A 17,305-nucleotide genomic window follows, 5' to 3' on the forward strand; every position below is an offset into this window, starting at 1 on the left:
GAGGATCAACCCCCATGAAACGGTCCGTTACCCGGATCTTCGCGGGTGCGGCGCTGCTGTGTCTGACGGCACTGTCCGCCTGCTCCAGCAACACACCGCCCCAGGTCGCCACACCCGTGGCCTCCGCAACCAGCGCGGCAGCCCCCGCGTCCACACCGGCCCAGGCAGCCTCGAAGGTGCTGCTGGTGGTCAGCTTCGGCACCAGCTACAACGACAACCGCGATCTGTCCATCGGCGGCGTCGAGAACGCGTTGCAGGCCGCCTACCCCGACTACGAGGTGCGGCGTGCGTTCACCTCGCAGATCATCATCGACAAGCTCGCCGAACGCGACGGCATCCGGATCGACAACGTCGAACAGGCCATGGCCCGACTGGTCGCCGACGGCGTCCAGGAACTGGTGATCCAGCCGACCCAGATCATGGCCGGCTACGAGTACATGGACCTCGTGACCGCGATCACCCCCTACAAAGACAGGTTCGCCTCCTTCGCGATGGGGTCGCCGCTGCTGACCACCGAGGACGACTACGACGCGGTCGCCAAGGCGATCACCACCCGCACCGCCGAGTTCGCCGCCGCCGACACCGCGATCATCTTCATGGGTCACGGGACGTCGGCGCCGTCCAACGCCGACTACGGCAAGCTCGACGGCATCCTGAAGAAGAACTACAAGAACTACTTCGTCGGCACCGTTGAAGGCACCCCGACCCTGGACGATGTGGTCAAGGAGGCCAAGACCGCCAAGGTGTCCAAGGTCGTGCTGCAGCCACTGATGGTCGTTGCCGGCGACCACGCCAACAACGACATGGCCGGTGACGAGGCCGACTCCTGGAAGACCACCTTCACCAAGGCCGGCTTCGAGGTGCAGACCCTGATCGAGGGCCTCGGCCAGAACGCCGACATCCAGCAGCTGTACGTCGCCCACGCCAAGGCCGCGATGGACTCGGCCACCACGACCACCCCGGTCACCGGGGTGCCGGTGGAGACCGCGCAGGCTGCCGGGGAGGAGATCGCGGCGCACCAGATCAAGCCGGGCAGCTACCCGATCAGCGCCACCACCGAGAGCTCGATGTTCAAGATCGTTGACGTCAAGCTCGAGGTCGAGGAGGAGAAGATGTTCGCCACCGTCACCCTTTCCGGTGACGGCTACGGACGACTGGTCCTCGGCACGGCCGACAACGCCGCGAAGGCGACCAGCGGCTTCATCGAGTTCACGACCGACAGCCAGGGACGTCATGTCTACGTCGTCCCGGTGAGCCGGCTGAACAAGCCGATGAGCATCGCGGCCGAGTCCGGCAAGACCCCTGGCAAGTGGTACGACCAGACGGCCACCTTCTTGTCGGAGAAGATCCCCGCCGATGCGATCAGCGACGCGGAGTGAGTTCGAGACGGTGAGCACGATGTCGTCCGGACTCGCCACGGCAGGGCTCGGGGTACCCCCCCGGGCCCTGCCCGTCGGTGGCCCGCGGCCAGCCCGGCCAGAGCCTGTCTCCCCGAGCCACCTGGGGAGACGCGCTCTGGTAGCTCTGGTTGGCCTCGTGGTGGCCGTGCTGGCCGCCGCGGGCTGCTCGTCGTCCACTTCAGGACAAGGGCCTGCCGACGGTACCTACACCGTCGCGGTCGCCCTTTCCGGAGGCTCCGGGAAAGCCACTGTCGCCTCGCCGACGACACTGGTGGTCGCCGGGGACACGATGACCGCCGAGGTCACCTGGAGCAGCCCGTACTACACCTGGATGGAGGTCGGTGGCACCCGCTACACCCCGATCAGTGCCCAGGGCGAGGATGCGACCTTCGAGATCCCGGTGACCCTTGACACCGACCTGGCGGTCAGCGCCGAAACAGTCGCCATGAGCCAACCCCACACCATCGACTACACCCTCCGCTTCGACTCGGCGAGCCTGGAGAGCGCCGGTTGATGAAGCGGGTTCTGCTCGAGCGTGTCTCCCCATCCCCAGGCGGCCTGCTGTGGGTCGCCCGGCGGGCACCTCGCCGCGTTGTCGTCGGTCGGCGAGGCACCCGCATCGCTTCCCTCCTCCGCCTCGCGAGACACTCCATCGACCACCGCTCGCGCCGGCCGGGGATGGGGAGACACGTTCTGGTAGTCCTCGCCCTCGCCGTCAGTCTGCTCGGCGGGTGTGCCACGCCCGCCGCCACCCCCGCGCCCGCTGCCACCGGGCTCGGCAACGGCTGGACGCCCGACCACAGCCTGGAATTGCAGTACGCCACGAAGTTCTCGGTCGACTTCTACGACGGGGACCAGGCGCCCTGCCCGGACCGCGAGAACCTCGCGGCCTGCGAGGCCCGCCAGTACGCCCTGGTCAGCATCTCGGACGGCAACCGCTACCTCGTCGTCCCGCAGGGACGCCCGGTACCGGAGGGCATCGGCGACGGCGTCACCGTCCTCCCGCTCCCGCTGACGAACCTGTACCTGGCGGCCTCCTCCACGATGAGCCTGGTCGTCGCTCTCGACGCACTGGACGCGGTGCGCTTCTCCTCGCTGGCCGCGGACCGCTGGTACATCCCTGAGGCGAAGGCGGCCATGGACGCCGGCCAGATCCTGTTCGGCGGCAAGTACTCCGCCCCCGACTACGAACTCATCCTGAAGTCCGACCCGAGTCTGGCGATCGAGAACGGGATGATCTACCACACCCCCGAGGTCAAGGAGAAGCTCGAGGCGCTCGGCATCCCCGTCCTGGTCGAGCAGTCCAGCTACGAGTCCCACCCGCTGGGCCGCTCGGAGTGGATCAAGTTGTTCGGCGTGCTGCTGGGCAGGGAACAGTTGGCCGACACACTGTTCGACGCCCAGGCCGCGCACCTGGAGGAACTCGCCGGCCAGCCTGACACCGGCAAGACCGTGGCCTTCTTCTCCATCAGCTCGGCGGGCTACGTGGTGGCTCGCAAATCCGGCGACTACGTCCCGAAGATGATCGGGTTGGCCGGCGGCGACTACGTCTTCTCCAACCTCGGCGACGACACCGCCACCAGCACGGTCAACCTGGAGATGGAGCAGTTCTACGCGACCGCGAAGGACGCCGACTACATCGTCTACAACGCCACCATCAGCGGACAACTGCAGTCACTGGCCGACCTGACCGCCCTCAACCCGCTGCTGAAGGACTTCAAGGCCGTCCGGCAGGGCAATGTCTGGTGCACCGACCAGGACTTCTACCAGGACATGACCGGGCTCGGCCAGATGATCACCGACCTGCACCAGATGCTGACCGACCCAGAGGTTCCCGACCAGCTCACCTTCCTGCACCGGCTGCGCTAGGCGGGACGAACGACATGAGCGCAACCGGGTCACCCACGCTCGCCGGCCAGCGGCCCCCCGCCGGGTCCCGGCGGGACGGTCGGGAGCGCGGCCATCTTCGCGACGACCCGAGGACGAGTCGGTATATCGCCTGCTTCGCCGTCCTGGTGGTGCTGGTCGTCGTGCTGGTGCTGGCCAACATCGGCATCGGCTCGGTCACGATCCCGCTCGCCGACCTGCCGGCGATCCTGTTGCGGCAGCAAGGCGACCCGACCAGCGTCAGCATCGTGTGGGCGATCCGGTTGCCGCGGTTGCTCGCCGCCCTCGTGCTGGGCGGTGGGCTGGCGCTGGCCGGCTTCCTGTTGCAGACCTTCTTCAACAACCCCATCGCCGGGCCGTTCGTGCTCGGCATCTCGTCGGGTGCGAAGCTGACCGTCGCCCTGCTGATGGTCTTCGCCTTCGGCTCGTCGGCGGCCATCAGTTCGTTCGCCCTGATCGGTGCGGCCTTCGTCGGGGCGCTGGCCACGATGGGGTTGGTGATGATCCTGGCCACCAAGGTCGAGCGGATGTCGATGCTGATCGTCGCTGGCGTCATGGTCGGCTATATCTGCTCGGCCATCACCGACTTCGTGGTCACCTTCGCCGACGATGCCAGCATCGTCAACCTCCACAACTGGTCCCAGGGCAGCTTCTCCGGGGTGGCCTGGCCGGACGTCGGCGTGATGACGGGTGTCATCCTGGGCGCCTCGGCGCTGGTGTTCTGCCTGGCCAAGCCCATCGGTGCCTACCAGCTCGGTGAGCTGTACGCCCACAACATGGGGGTGAACATCCGGGTTTTCAGGGTGGCGCTGGTGCTGTTGTCCAGCCTGCTGGCGGCCTGCGTCACCGCTTTCGCCGGGCCGATCTCGTTCGTCGGCATCGCGGTTCCGCACCTGATCAGGTGGCTGTTTCGGACCGCCCGCCCACTTATCGTGATCCCCGCCTGCTTCCTCGGCGGTGCCGTCTTCTGCCTCGGCTGCGACCTGCTCGCCCGGACGGCTTTCGCCCCCACCGAGATCAACATCAGCTCGGTGACCGCGGTCTTCGGGGCTCCGATCGTGATCGCCGTCATGCTCCGGCAACGCCGGACGGGGAGCTGACCGTGACCAGCACCGACAGTGATGACGGCGGAGGACGGCGGCCCGGACCTGCGCTGCGCACCGACGCCCTGAGCGTCGGCTATGACGGCCGTCCGCTCATCGAGGACATCGCCGTCAACCTCGCCCCCGGAACGGTGCTGGCGCTGATCGGGCCGAACGGCTCCGGCAAGACGACCATCCTCAAGACCATCGCGAGGTACCTGGCCACCATCGCAGGCACGGTCTACATCGACGAGCACGCGATCACCGACCTGACCAACCGCGACCTCGCCCGGCGGCTCGCCGTCGTGCTCACCGAACGGCTCAAGACCGAACTGATGACCTGCCAGGACGTGGTCGCCACCGGCCGCTACCCGCACACCGGCCGGTTCGGCATCCTGGGCAAGGCCGACCGTGAGGTCGTCCGCAGCTCGATGGAACTGCTCCACGCCTGGGAGTTGCGCGACCAGGACTTCCGCCACCTCAGCGACGGCCAGCGGCAGCGCGTCCTGATCGCCCGGGCACTGGCCCAGGAGCCGCAGGTCATCGTGCTCGACGAACCCACCGCCTACCTGGACGTGCGCTACAAGCTCGAACTGCTGGCCATCCTGCGGGAACTGGCCAAACAACGTGGCATCACCGTGGTCATGTCGCTGCACGAGCTCGACATGGCCCAGAAGGTCGCCGACCTGGTGATGTGCGTCCAGGGCGACCACGTCACCAGCATCGGCAGTCCGCACGAGATCTTCACCGCCGGACGGATCGACGAGATCTTCGAACTCGACCACGGCTCCTACGACCCGCTGTTCGGCAGCCTGGAGTTCGCCCCCGCCCCGGGCGAGCCCGAGGTGTTCGTCATCGCTGGCGGCGGACGAGGGGTGGCCAGCTACCGGGCCCTGCAGCGGCGGGCGATCCCGTTCGCGACCGGGGTGCTGCATCGCAACGACGTCGACTTCCACGTCGGTTCCCGGCTCGCCTCGGAGATCTTCGCCGAGGAGGCCTTCGAACCGATCAGCCAGGCCGTCTACGACCAGGCGCTGGCGAGGCTGCTGCGCTGCCGGGCGGTGGTCAACCGGCTGGACGGCTACGGCAGTGCCAACGTCCTCAACCGGACCCTCGCCGAGCAGGCGGAGCAGCACGGGCTGCCCGTCGTCACCAGCGTCCACGCCCTGCGGCCAGCCACCCGCTGATCGGGCTCGTCGAACCCAGCTGCCGGCAGCGAACCCGGAGCAGGTCCGAGAAGACAGGCCGAAACGGTCCGTCAGGCCGGCGAAGGCCGGAATTCCCTGGCGAGCCGGAGCAGTCCCGCCACATCGACGTGGGCTTCGATGGCGTCAGCGAGGGTGTCGAGCATTCCCTCGCGGCGTTCGGCGAATCCGGGCGCTGCCGGGTCGGGCGTCCAGGACGAGCCGACCGTGGCGGCCAGGTCGGCCAGCCAGGCCCGGCGGAAGCCATCGTTCTCGAAGGCGCCGTGCCAGATCGTTCCCCAGGTGTTGCCGTCGCGGACGCCATCCAGGAACGGCTCGCCGCCGGTGGGTTCCACCACGCCGTGGTGGATCTCGTAGCCAACGACGGGTTGCCCCCGCCACTGGCCACGGGGCCGGGCGAGGATCTTGTCGGGGCTGAACCGGACCTGGCCGGGCAGCAGTCCAAGGCCGGGTTCGGTGCCGCGGGCGGATTCGACCGGGTCGTCGATGGTGTCGGTGAGCATCTGGTAGCCGCCGCAGATCCCGAGGATCGGCCCGCCGGTCGCGGCGCGGGCGCGTAGCGCATCGGCCAGGCCCTGATCGCGCAGCCAGTCGAGGTCGGCGATGGTCGAGCGGCTGCCGGGCAGTACGACCAGGTCGGCGTCGGCGAGTTCGGCCGGGTGCGCGGCGGCGAAGACGTGGACGCCGGGCTCGGCGGCCAGGGCGTCCAGGTCGGTGGCGTTCGAGATCCGCGGGAACCGGATGGCGGCGATCCGCAGCGTGCCGGTGCGGCCGGGGATGCGGGGCCACTTCGCGAAGGCGAGGGCGTCCTCGCCGTCCAGCCACACCTCGGGCAGCCACGGGACGACGCCCAGGCAGGCCAGTTGGGTGCGCCGGGTCAGCTCGGCCAGCCCGGGGTCGAGGACCGACTGGTCGCCACGGAACTTGTTGATCAAGTAGCCGGCCAGCAGCGCGCGGTCGGCATCGTCCACGATCGCCCAGTGCCCGTAGAGGGACGCCAGCACGCCACCGCGGTCGATGTCCCCGCAGAGCACCACCGGCATGCCGAACCGCCTGGCCAGGCCAAAATTCACGTAGTCGCCGGCCCGCAGGTTGATCTCGGCTGGGGACCCGGCGCCCTCGCAGAGCACCAGGTCGTACTGCTCGGCCAGCTCGGCGTAGGCGGCGAAGGCGGCTTCGGCCAGGTGGGCACGGCCGGTGGCGTACTGACCGGCCTGGAGGGTGCCGGCCGGCTCGCCGCGCAGCACGATGAACGAGCGCCGGTCGGTGCCCGGCTTGAGCAGGACGGGGTTCATCGCCGAGGTCGGCTCCAGCCCGGCGGCGATCGCCTGCAGGTACTGGGCGCGGCCGATCTCCGATCCGTCCGCGCAGACCATCGAGTTGTTCGACATGTTCTGCGCCTTGAAGGGCGCGACCGATATCCCGCGGCGGTGCAGCAGGCGGCACAGGCCGGCGGTGATCAGCGACTTGCCGGCGTCCGAGCTGGTCCCGGCGATCAGCAGCCCGGCCATCGAAACCTCACCAGGCCGCGGCGGCGTCCACCACCGCAGGAGCGACCTCGGACGGGCGACCGCGGGCATCCCGCGCCGTCCGGCGCTGCAGGTTCGGAGCACTCGGGCGGCCGTGCCTGGAGCGTGCCTCACCGCCGCCTGGTACCGACAGCACCGTGGCCTTCAACGCGGTAGCGGTCAGGGCGCTGGTCATCTGGTCATCGTAGCCGACCGCATCGTCGTGGAGGCTCACCGGATGGCCAGGACGGCGCTCCGATCGGAGTCCAGGCCTGCGCCAGCGATGACGGTCGGCGCGAGCGGTGTCGTGATCCTGCAGCTCGATGCCGGCCAGGGCCGGATTTCGCGCCCCGTCAGGCATCGGGACGCAGGATCACGACATCCTCCGGCCGAGGTGGCAAGAGATCGCGGCGCCGGTGTCGCCCGGATACCGGCTGGAACCGGGACTTCCCCGCTGGCCTGCCCGGGCCCACGTTCTGGCGGAGCCCGGACAGCGACTCAGAAGTCCCAGTCGGAGTCCTCAGTGTTCACCGCCTTGCCCATCACGTAGCTCGACCCCGAACCCGAGAAGAAGTCGTGGTTCTCGTCGGCGTTGGGAGACAGCGCGGCAAGGATGGCAGGGGAGACCGCGGTGGCCTGCTTGGGGAACAGCGCCTCGTAGCCCAGGTTCATCAGCGCCTTGTTGGCGTTGTAGCGCAGGAACATCTTGACGTCCTCGGTCAGGCCGAGGGGGTCGTAGAGGTCCTCGGTGTAGTTCTCCTCGTTGTCGTACAGCTCGTAGAGCAGGTCGAAGGTGTAGTCCTTCAGTTCGTCCCGCCGCTCCTGCGAGGCCTCCTTCAGTGCCTGCTGGTACTTGTAGCCGATGTAGTAGCCGTGCACCGCCTCGTCCCGGATGATCAGCCGGATCAGGTCGGCGGTGTTGGTCAGCTTGGCGTGGCTGGACCAGTACATCGGGGCGTAGAAGCCGGAGTAGAACAGGAACGACTCCAGCATGGTCGAGGCGACCTTGCGCTTCTCCGGGTCGTCGCCGTAGTAGAAGTCCAGGACGATCTGCGCCTTGCGCTGCAGGTGCTCGTTCTCCTCGCTCCAGCGGAAGGCGTCATCGATCTCGGCGGTGGAGATCAGGGTGGAGAAGATGGACGAGTAGCTCTTGGCGTGCACCGACTCCATGAAGGCGATGTTGGTGTACACCGCCTCCTCGTGCGGGGTGCGGGCGTCCGGGATCAGCGAGACCGCGCCGACCGTGCCCTGGATGGTGTCCAGCATGGTCAGGCCGGTGAACACCCGGGTGGTCATCAGCTGCTCGTGCGGCTTCAGCGTCCGCCAGCTGGGGATGTCGTTGGAGAGCGGCACCTTCTCCGGCAGCCAGAAGTTGCCGGTCAGCCGGTCCCACACCTCCAGATCCTTGTCGTCTTCGATGCGGTTCCAGTTGATCGCCTGGACGCCGCGCAACAGGGTCAGTTTCTGGGTCATGGTTCCTCGGTTTGCGAGATCCCCGCCTACGCGGGGATGACAGATAGGTGAGTGTGCTGGGATGAGGGACAAGTCAGTGCCGGTTCACCGTCATCCCCGCGAAGGCGGGGATCTTCGGGCGGCGTGGGGGACGACCCTTCGAGACCCGGCCTTCGGCCGACCTCAGGGATCGTCGGCTACAGCATGCAGCTGACGCACCCCTCGACCTCGGTGCCCTCCAGGGCGAGCTGCCGAAGCCGGATGTAGTACAGCGTCTTGATGCCCTTCTTCCAGGCGTAGATCTGGGCCTTGTTCAGGTCGCGGGTGGTGACGTTGTCGGGGAAGAAGAGGGTCAGCGACAGGCCCTGGTCGACGTGCTTGGTCGCCTCGGCGTAGGTGTCGATGATCTTCTCCGGGCCGATCTCGTAGGCGTCGGCGTAGTACTCCAGGTTGTCGTTGGTCATGAACGGCGCCGGGTAGTAGACCCGTCCGATCTTGCCCTCCTTGCGGATCTCCACCTTGGCCACGATCGGGTGGATCGAGGACGTCGAGTGGTTGATGTAGCTGATCGAGCCGGTCGGCGGGATGGCCTGCAGGTTCTGGTTGTACATCCCGTACTCGGCCACCTCGGCGGCCAGGGCCCGCCAGTCGTCCGGGGTGGGCAGGTGGATGCCGGCGGCATCGAACAGCCCGGCCACCTTCTCGGTGCGCGGCGTCCAGTCGCCCTCGATGTACCGGGCGAAGTACTCCCCGCTGGCGTACGCCGAGCGCTCGAAGCCGTCGAACCGCTCGCCGCGCTCCCGGGCGATCCGGCAGGAGGCTGCGATCGCATGGAAGGCCACGGTGTAGAAGTACATGTTGGTGAAGTCCAGGCCTTCCTGCGAGCCGTAGAAGATCGACTCCCGGGCCAGGTAGCCGTGCAGGTTCATCTGCCCCAGCCCGATCGCGTGGCTGCGTGCGTTGCCGTACTCGATGGACGGCGCGCAGGCGATGTTCGACTGGTCCGAGACCGCGGTCAGCGCCCGCACGGCGACATCGATCGTGCGTCCGAAATCGGGCGAGTCCATCGCCTTGGCGATGTTCAGCGAGCCCAGGTTGCAGGAGATGTCCTTGCCGATGCTCGCGTACGACAGGTCCTCGTTGTAGCTGGACGGAGTGGAGACCTGCAGGATCTCCGAGCACAGGTTGCTCATCGTGATCCGGCCGTCGATCGGGTTGGCGCGGTTCACCGTGTCCTCGAAGACGATGTAGGGGTAGCCCGACTCGAACTGGATCTCGGCGAGGGTCTGGAAGAACTTCCGGGCGTTGATCTTCTTCTTGGTGATCCGGCGGTCGTCCACCAACTCGCGGTACTTCTCGGTGATCGAGAGCTCGGTGAACGGCACCTGGTAGACCCGCTCGATGTCGTAGGGGCTGAACAGGTACATGTCCTCGTTGTCCCGGGCCAGCTGGAAGGTGATGTCCGGGATCACCACCCCCAGGGAGAGGGTCTTGATCCGGATCTTCTCGTCGGCGTTCTCCCGCTTGGTGTCCAGGAAGGCCAGGATGTCGGGGTGGTGGGCGTTGAGGTACACCGCACCGGCGCCCTGCCGGGCACCCAGCTGGTTGGCGTAGGAGAAGGAGTCCTCCAGCAGTTTCATCACCGGGATCACGCCGGAGGACTGGTTCTGGATCTTCTTGATCGGTGCGCCCGCCTCGCGGATGTTGCTCAGTGACAGCGCCACGCCGCCGCCCCGCTTCGACAGCTGCAGCGAGGAGTTGATCGCCCGCGCGATCGACTCCATGTTGTCCTCGACCCGCAGCAGGAAGCAGGAGACCAGCTCGCCCCGTGATGCCTTGCCGGCGTTGAGGAAGGTCGGGGTGGCGGGCTGGAACCGTCCTGCCATGATCTCGTCGGTGATCCGCTCGGCCAGCCCGCGATCCCCGGCGGCCAGCGTGAGGGCGACCAGGCAGACCCGGTCCTCGAACCGCTCCAGGTAGCGGCGGCCGTCGAAGGTCTTCAGGGTGTACGAGGTGTAGTACTTGAAGGCGCCCATGAAGGTGGGGAAGCGGAACTTGACCGCGTAGGCGCGCTTGAACAGCGCCTTGACGAACTCGAAGTCGTACTGGCCCAGCACTTCGGGCTCGTAGTAGCCCTGCTCGACCAGGTAGTCCAGCTTCTCCTTCAGCGAGTGGAAGAAGACGGTGTTCTGGTTGACGTGCTGCAGGAAGTACTGGTGGGCCGCCTGCCGGTCGGCCTCGAACTGGATGTGGCCGTTCTCGTCGTACAGGTTCAGCAGCGCGTTGAGCGCGTGGTAGTCGACGCCGGGGTTGACCTCTTCGACGCCGGTGTCAGTGAGCAGGGTGGAAGACATTGGCCAGTCCTTCGCGGACGCGCTCGACATCGTCGGACGTGCCCATCAGTTCGAATCGATACAGATGTGGAACGCCGCACTTGGCGGCGATGATGTCTCCGGCCAGGCAGTAGGCAGAGCCGAAGTTGGTGTTGCCCGCCGAGATCACACCCCGGATCAGGCTGCGGTTGCAGGACTCGTTGAGGAACCGGATCACCTGCTTGGGGACCGCCCCTGCCCCGTTGCCCCCGCCGTAGGTGGGGACGATCAGGACGTACGGCTGGTCCACCACCAGCGGCGGCTCGGTGGCGTACAGCGGGATCCGCTGTGCCGGGAGCCCCAGCTTGGTGACGAACCGGTGGGTGTTCTCCGAGGCCGACGAGAAGTAGACCAGGTCGATCATGGCGGCCTCCTCCTCGGCGGGTTGCCGTCCCGGTTCGACCCCGGAACTCGGTGACCAGCGCGGGCGCAGGTCTTGCGGATATCGTTTGGCGTCGTAGCTGGTCGGCTTCTCGTCCAAGGAGCCGACGACGTGCTACGGCAGGTACCGCGCGGGTGCGGCGGGATGGGGTCAGGCGGCCTGGATGCGGGCGGCTGTCGCCTTGATCTTGTCCGGACGGAAGCCCGCCCAGTGCTCGTCGCCGTCGATCACCACCGGTGCCTGCTGGTAGCCCAGCGCCATGACCTCGGCCAGGGCGCGCTCGTCCACGCTGAGGTCGACCACCTCGTACTCCAGGCCGTGGGAGTCCAGCGCGCGGTAGGTGGCCGTGCACTGCACGCACGAGGGCTTGGAGTAGACCGTGATCGCCATGGCAGAAGCCTCCTGGGGAGTACCGGGTTACACCGGTGTAGTTTCATGGATGTAACGAGAAGAGACTCTAGTTCTGGTGGCAGGCCTCTGGCAAGCACCCCATATCTAGTGTTGAGACGAATTGTGCTTAGTCGTCCCGGATGGTCGCGCAGACCGCCGTGCGGGTGGTTCCGGCAGCCCTCGCGGAGCCTCGCGACCTACGCCCACGCCCCGCGGCACCCCCAAAACCGGTTCCAGAACAGCCGGCGAGGGAAGATATCCCTCGGCCCACGATCTGCAACCGGATGTGGCGGGGCAGCGGCTACAGCGGCTGGCCTCCCACGGTGCCGACCAGGCGTTCGCGCCACTGCGGGCTGGCAAACCGCTCGGCATCGGCCTTGGCGGCCTCGATCCGGGCCGGCATGTCCAGCCGGGCCGAGGGCTCCTCGTTGCCGGGGGTGGCGATGAACTTCTCGATTGCCGCCAGGCCGTTGGTTGCCCGCGCCACGGCAGCAGCCTGTTTGGCGTCCAGTCGGTCGTGGTACCAGCCGGTGTCCAGGATGTGCTCGCGGGTGAACTGGGCGCGGAACTCCGGTGAGTCCAGTCCCCAGCCCTCACAGGAGTGGCCGTGCGCCATGATCTCCAGCAGCGCCCGCAGCGGCGGAACCGCCAGCGAGATCGTGCCGTCGTCGAAGTACGCCTGCGCCACCCGCTGATGGGTGGCGACAATCACCGCGATCGACTCGGCGAAGATCGCCGGGTCCTGCAGTTCCGGGCGCAGCATCTCGTCGGTGAACACCACGTGCGGGTGCAGGAAGATCCGGCCGAAGTACTTGGTGGCGAACCGCTGGGTCATCCGGTAGCCGAGCCGGGAGGCCGGCACCAGCCTGCCGTCGAACTCGACGTCCTCCAGCTTCTCCAGGCACCCCTCGGCGAGCAGGTGGCGGGCGTCGCGCTCGGCGGGCGACATCCGGCTGAACACCTCCGGCACCAGCATCGAGATGTCGTGGTCCACCCGCACCTTCGGGCCGACGAAACCGGCACCGGAGACCCAGCCGTCGTAGCCGGTCAGGGCGTAGGACAACAGGGCGGCGTTCAGGTCGATGATCGCCGGGAGCGGGTTGAACGGCCCCTTGGTGAGGGCGCCCTCCGAGCCCGCGCCGGTGGTGGACGGCGACTTGCCGGTCATCGACGAGATGAACTCCATGAACAGTTCGGGCAGCTCCATGTAGTGCAGCGGGTTGTAGCTCGACAACGGCGGCACGCCCGGCTCCGGTGGGTTGTTCCGCCGTCCGGCGGCGACCACGTCCACCGGCAGCGGCAGCGGGGTGTCAGCCGGCTTGCGGTTGAACAGGTGGGAGGCCAGGTCGGCGGTCGCGGTGGCTGCGGCGTTGGTCCGGTCGGGCCGCTGCTGCAGGTAGCGCGGGTTCTTGGACGGCTTGCCGTCCACCAGCCGCGGGTTCGCCGAGCTGACCACGTAGTCCGGGCCGACGCCCTCGGGGGTGTCGGCGAAGCCGGAAAGCAGGTCGGCCATCGGTTCGGTGAAGAAGGAGAAGTTCACCGCGTCGTCCCGCAGCTCCCGCGCGTCGGCGTGGCTGAGCGGCTGGAAGTTCGACAGGAAGGTGCCGGGCTGGGAGAGATCCCGCTCGGTCTGTTTGTCGTAGCCGCGGTGGATGGCGTCATCAGGACGCTGGAACAACAATTCCTCGCAGTTCTGCACCAGCTTGTACGACCGGGACGGGTCGCGGTCCAGCAGGGCGCCCGGGATCACCGTCGAGGCGGTGATGTCGTCCTCGGTCTGCACCTTCACCGCCGGGTGGAAGTCGTGCCGCAGCCCGAACAGCCGCCAGCTGCCGTCGTCGGCGAAACCCACCCGCAGCATGTTGACGGTGATCTTGTCGCCGTCCAGCCGCAGGTTGTTGCCGAGCCGGCCATTGATCCGTCCGACGGTGAAGTGGGAACGCCAGTCGGCGCCCCATTCCGGGCGGTAGAACCGCTTCACCACGAAGACCAGCTCCAGGATGTGCGGCGGGATGGAGGCCAGCCAGGCGTTGTAGTCGGCGTGGAACTCGTCGGAGGGAGTGAGCAGCTTGATCACCGAGCCGATCGAGCGATTGTCGGCCAGGATCGGACGGTGGTCGATGCCGTTGGCCGCCGGATCGGCGAACCGCCCGGAGTAGTTGCCGTCAATGATCTGTGCCACCTCGTCGAGGTCGTGCTCGATGTCGGGGGCATAGGCATTGCCGAAGATGATCGCGTCCGAGATCGCCTTGGAGATCTCCGACTTCCCACCGCCGGAGACGGTGGCCGGCTTGTGGCAGGAGGTGACGACGGGCGCGGTACCAGTCAGGCTCCACTGGGTGCGATCGGAGGCCAGCTGCTTCATCTCGACGCGGTAGCCGTTCGGGCTGAGATACACCTTGTCGGCACGCATCCGGATGCTGCCCTCGGACCCGTTCGGGTTGGTCCAGGTCACCGTCAGGCTGCGCAGCGAGTAGCGGGCGTTGGCCGGCACCAGCACGATGTGCGGCTGCTCGCCGTCCAGGGCGTGTCCCTCAGGCTGCAGGTGGAACCGTTCCGGGTCGCGTTCGAGCACCTCCGCCAGGGTGTACTCATCGGCGCAGGAGGTCTCGTGGTACTCCTGCCCCAGGTTGTAGGACGGGTAGACCAGGGCGCCACCGGCATGTTCCTCCTCGGCGTTGCCGAACAGGTTGGCCGAATAGGAGATCTGGGACTTGACCTCCTTCTTGCAGTAGCCGAAGTAATTGTCGGCGATCACCGTGACGATCACACCACGGGTGTCCCGGGCGCAGACCTTGAATGCCTGGCCGTTGTTGTAGCGCTCGTCCTCGTGCTCCCAGCACTGGCCGTCGCGGCGCTGCCGGTCGGTGGCCTCGCTGACGTGCGGCAGCCCGAGCTCCTTCTTGGTCACCTTCGTCAGGTGCGGCGCGAGCACGACCAGGCCGGTGTGGCCGGTCCAGCTGCCGGGGGCCAGGGAGGCGTCGTTCTCGGGCAGGTAGGGGTCACCGCCGTTGCCGAAGATGCCCTCGACGAAGTCGAGATTGGCCACCAGCCCGCCGGGCACGATGAACCGGGTCTCCAGCCGCTTCTCGTGCACCCAGCCCGGAACCTCGGGGGACACCAGGGGGCGCAGCAGCAGCGACACGAAGCAGGCCGCGGGGGTCGCCTGGTTGGCGGTGTAGGGCAGGACGAGATCCTGCTCGGGCGGGGTGAAGGCCAGCTCAACCAGCCGGGCGAAGACGTCCTTGCGCACCGCGATCTTGTCGTCGGGAATCGGCAGGCCGCCTTCGGCGATGTGGAAGACCCCGGCGGTGGTGCGGCGGTCGTTGGCCGGGTTGTGCAGCACGCCGTTGGCCAGCCGGTAGCTGCTGAGCAGCGGAGAGCTGAAGCTGTCGCCGTCCTGCGGCAGTGACAGCTCGCGGGCCAGGCCGGGCTCATCCAGCACGAAGGTGCGGCGCGGCAGCCGGGGGGCCAGGCCGGTGTCGGCCAGGCAGTCGTCCAGCCAGTTCTGGATCCGCTGGTCGGCCGCGCACAGCCGGTCGGCCAGGCGGCGGCTGAGCTCCCGCTGACGGGCCAGCACCGGGGCCACCAGGCGTCCGGTGTCGCTGTCCTCGAAGCCGTCGGTGGAGAACCCGGCCTGGGCCAGCCGCAGTTCGATCGCTGCGCGCAGGCTGGAGGCGGACGGGATGGCGGTGGGTGCAGGTTTGGCTGGACGCTGCGTGGTCGATGTCACGGGATTCACCCTTCTCCGGGCAGGCGTGAAGGAGTGCCGAGGCGCCCATCCACTGCTTGCGCGACAGTGCTGACTGGTCTTTCCGCTGCGCAGGCATTCCGACTCGTCCCGAAGGGCACACGGTTGCGCGACAGCGCCGGATTCGAACCGGCTTCCCCTGCCACAGCGGCTCTTGATTTCTCACTCAGACGATACACCGCTGCGGCTGGGGGACGGGAACCGCAGGTGATGGCCAACCCGGGGGAGCGCGGTATCGTCAGGTCGCCCCGATCAGGTCCGCGGCGCCTCGCGTCCTCGTGGCCAGAGACGCTCGGACGGCTCCGGGGTCGCCGGACCGGCGGGGACCGTCCCGGAAGGGCCGGCCCGTCCCGGCGGCAGAACGACGAAGGGAACCCCCGTGACCCAGGACTCTCGACCACACCACCCGACCAAGCGCTACCTGCGCGACGCCGCCCTGGCGGAGAAGTCGGATGCGGTCTGCCGGATGGGCTCGATGATGCTCCACGCCGGGACCGGTTCGTACCGGGTCAAGGCCGCGATGGGCCGGGTGGCCGAGGCCCTCGGCATCGAACAACTCGAAGCCCAGGTCAGTCTGACCGAGATCGTCGCCACCACCCGGGCCGGCGGCAGCTTCCGCACCCAGGTGGTGGAGGTGCCGGTGCCGGCGGTGAACGCCGACCGGATCGCCGCCCTGCTGCGGGTATCGCTGCGGGCGGAGCCGGGTCTGCGTGCCGCCGAACTGCAGAACCAACTCGACCAGGTGGAGGCCAAGGCCCAGCACTATCCGGCGTGGGCGATCGTGGCCGGGGCGGCGGTGGCCTGTTCGGCCTTCGCCTTCCTGAACAACGGACGCTGGCAGGAATGTCTGGCCGCCGCCGTCGCGGCCGGTTGTGGCAAGCTCGTACAACTGCTGCTGCGTGGCTTCCGGCTCAACCAGTTGGCAATGGTGGCGATGGCGTCGATCACCGCCTGTCTGGTCTACGTCCTCGGTGCGGACCTGCTGCAGTGGGCGCTGCCGCTGGCCGAGCAGCCGTTGCACGAGGCGGCGTTCACCTCGGCGATCCTCTTCCTGGTGCCCGGCTTCCCGCTGCTCACCGCGGCCCTCGACCTGGCCCGGTTCGACTTCACCTCCGGGGCCTCCCGGCTGCTCTACGCGACGATGATCACTCTCGCTGCGGCGCTGGGCGCCTGGCTGGTCGCCTGGGCCTTCAACCTGTCGCCGGGGGAGATCGAACCGCTCGGCCTGCCGGCGGGCACGCTGCTCGGGCTGCGGGCCCTGGCCAGCTTCGTCGGGGTCTTCGGGTTCGCGATCACCTTCAACACCCCGATCCGGGCGACCGTGGCCACCTCGGTGATCGGGATGCTGGCCAATGTGCCGCGACTGGCTGCGATCGACGCTGGCTGGAACCCGCTGCTGTGCGCCACCGTGGCGACGCTGGTGATCGGCCTGCTGGCGGGCTGGTCCAGCCAGCGGCTGCCGGCGCCCCGGATCATCCTGTCGGTGCCTGCGGTGCTGATCATGGTTCCCGGGGTCAGCACCTATCGGGCGCTGGTGGCGATGATCAACCGCCAGCCGATTGATGCGCTGACCTACGCGTCGGTGGCGCTGGGGATCGTCGTGGCGCTCGCCGCCGGGCTGGCGATCGCCCGGATGCTGACCGACCCGGCCTGGATCTCCGCCAATCCCAGCTGGACGCAGATGCCCCGTACCCACGCCCAGAAGCTGCTCCAGGAGCGGGCGGCCTCGTCGGGGCACCGTCCTGGCTCCCCGGCCGATCCGGACGGAGGCTAGGCCGGGAGTCGCCCAGCTGGATCCTGCCGCAGCCGGGTGGGGCCGGTTGACGGGTGGCAGACCTCCCGGGGCCGGCCGACCCTCTCCAGTAGGTCTGGCTCC

At 68.0% G+C, this 17,305-nt stretch carries 13 protein-coding genes and 1 riboswitch; of the genes, 6 read left to right on the forward strand and 7 right to left on the reverse strand.

The window, feature by feature from the left end; all coding sequences use genetic code 11:
* Window positions 1-14 precede the first annotated feature (14 nt).
* From VB080_RS05365 to VB080_RS05385, 5 genes are all read left to right on the forward strand, one after another.
* Window positions 15-1,379 (forward strand): sirohydrochlorin cobaltochelatase, encoded by a 1,365-nt coding sequence (locus VB080_RS05365; protein ID WP_323417406.1) that lies wholly within the window; start codon window positions 15-17, stop codon window positions 1,377-1,379.
* Between the two features lie 157 nt (window positions 1,380-1,536).
* A complete protein-coding gene (locus tag VB080_RS05370) occupies window positions 1,537-1,914 on the forward strand; it encodes a hypothetical protein (RefSeq protein WP_323417407.1) in 378 nt (125 codons plus the stop codon).
* Between the two features lie 164 nt (window positions 1,915-2,078).
* The gene (locus tag VB080_RS05375; protein ID WP_323417408.1) at window positions 2,079-3,269 is read left to right on the forward strand and encodes an ABC transporter substrate-binding protein; all 1,191 of its coding nucleotides are present in this window, start codon (window positions 2,079-2,081) and stop codon (window positions 3,267-3,269) included.
* A gap of 14 nt (window positions 3,270-3,283) precedes the next feature.
* Window positions 3,284-4,387 (forward strand): iron ABC transporter permease, encoded by a 1,104-nt coding sequence (locus VB080_RS05380; RefSeq protein ID WP_323417409.1) that lies wholly within the window; start codon window positions 3,284-3,286, stop codon window positions 4,385-4,387.
* 2 nt (window positions 4,388-4,389) lie between these two features.
* Window positions 4,390-5,556, forward strand: coding sequence for an ABC transporter ATP-binding protein (locus VB080_RS05385; RefSeq protein ID WP_323417410.1), 1,167 nt, complete (start codon window positions 4,390-4,392; stop codon window positions 5,554-5,556).
* Between the two features lie 71 nt (window positions 5,557-5,627).
* Here VB080_RS05385 and VB080_RS05390 read toward each other — a convergent pair whose 3' ends face one another.
* The 7 genes from VB080_RS05390 to VB080_RS05420 all read right to left on the reverse strand — a co-directional run bounded on the left by VB080_RS05390 (window position 5,628) and on the right by VB080_RS05420 (window position 15,348).
* Complete coding sequence (locus VB080_RS05390; RefSeq protein ID WP_323417411.1) at window positions 5,628-7,085, reverse strand: cobyric acid synthase; 1,458 nt, start codon at window positions 7,083-7,085, stop codon at window positions 5,628-5,630.
* Window positions 7,086-7,092: 7 nt separating this feature from the next.
* Window positions 7,093-7,278 carry a hypothetical protein gene (locus VB080_RS05395; RefSeq protein ID WP_323417412.1) on the reverse strand — a complete coding sequence of 62 codons (186 nt, stop codon included), beginning with the start codon at window positions 7,276-7,278 and terminating at the stop codon, window positions 7,093-7,095.
* Window positions 7,279-7,580: 302 nt separating this feature from the next.
* Window positions 7,581-8,555, reverse strand: coding sequence for a class 1b ribonucleoside-diphosphate reductase subunit beta (gene nrdF / locus VB080_RS05400; RefSeq protein ID WP_323417413.1), 975 nt, complete (start codon window positions 8,553-8,555; stop codon window positions 7,581-7,583).
* Between the two features lie 176 nt (window positions 8,556-8,731).
* Complete coding sequence (gene nrdE / locus VB080_RS05405) at window positions 8,732-10,888, reverse strand: class 1b ribonucleoside-diphosphate reductase subunit alpha (RefSeq protein ID WP_323417414.1); 2,157 nt, start codon at window positions 10,886-10,888, stop codon at window positions 8,732-8,734.
* Window positions 10,866-11,387 (reverse strand): class Ib ribonucleoside-diphosphate reductase assembly flavoprotein NrdI, encoded by a 522-nt coding sequence (nrdI, locus tag VB080_RS05410; protein WP_323417415.1) that lies wholly within the window; start codon window positions 11,385-11,387, stop codon window positions 10,866-10,868. Before nrdI ends, nrdE begins: the two co-directional genes overlap by 23 nt.
* Window positions 11,388-11,438: 51 nt before the next feature.
* A complete protein-coding gene (gene nrdH, locus VB080_RS05415; RefSeq protein ID WP_323417416.1) occupies window positions 11,439-11,678 on the reverse strand; it encodes a glutaredoxin-like protein NrdH in 240 nt (79 codons plus the stop codon).
* 301 nt (window positions 11,679-11,979) lie between these two features.
* A complete protein-coding gene (locus VB080_RS05420; RefSeq protein WP_416339605.1) occupies window positions 11,980-15,348 on the reverse strand; it encodes a hypothetical protein in 3,369 nt (1,122 codons plus the stop codon).
* 133 nt (window positions 15,349-15,481) lie between these two features.
* Window positions 15,482-15,614: riboswitch (cobalamin riboswitch) on the reverse strand.
* 194 nt (window positions 15,615-15,808) lie between these two features.
* Between VB080_RS05420 and VB080_RS05425 the strand changes: the two genes are divergently transcribed.
* Window positions 15,809-17,203, forward strand: coding sequence for a threonine/serine exporter family protein (locus VB080_RS05425; RefSeq protein WP_323417417.1), 1,395 nt, complete (start codon window positions 15,809-15,811; stop codon window positions 17,201-17,203).
* The last annotated feature ends 102 nt before the right edge of the window (window positions 17,204-17,305 follow it).

Source organism: Propionicimonas sp. (assembly GCF_034927565.1).
Lineage (GTDB): Bacteria > Actinomycetota > Actinomycetes > Propionibacteriales > Propionibacteriaceae > Propionicimonas.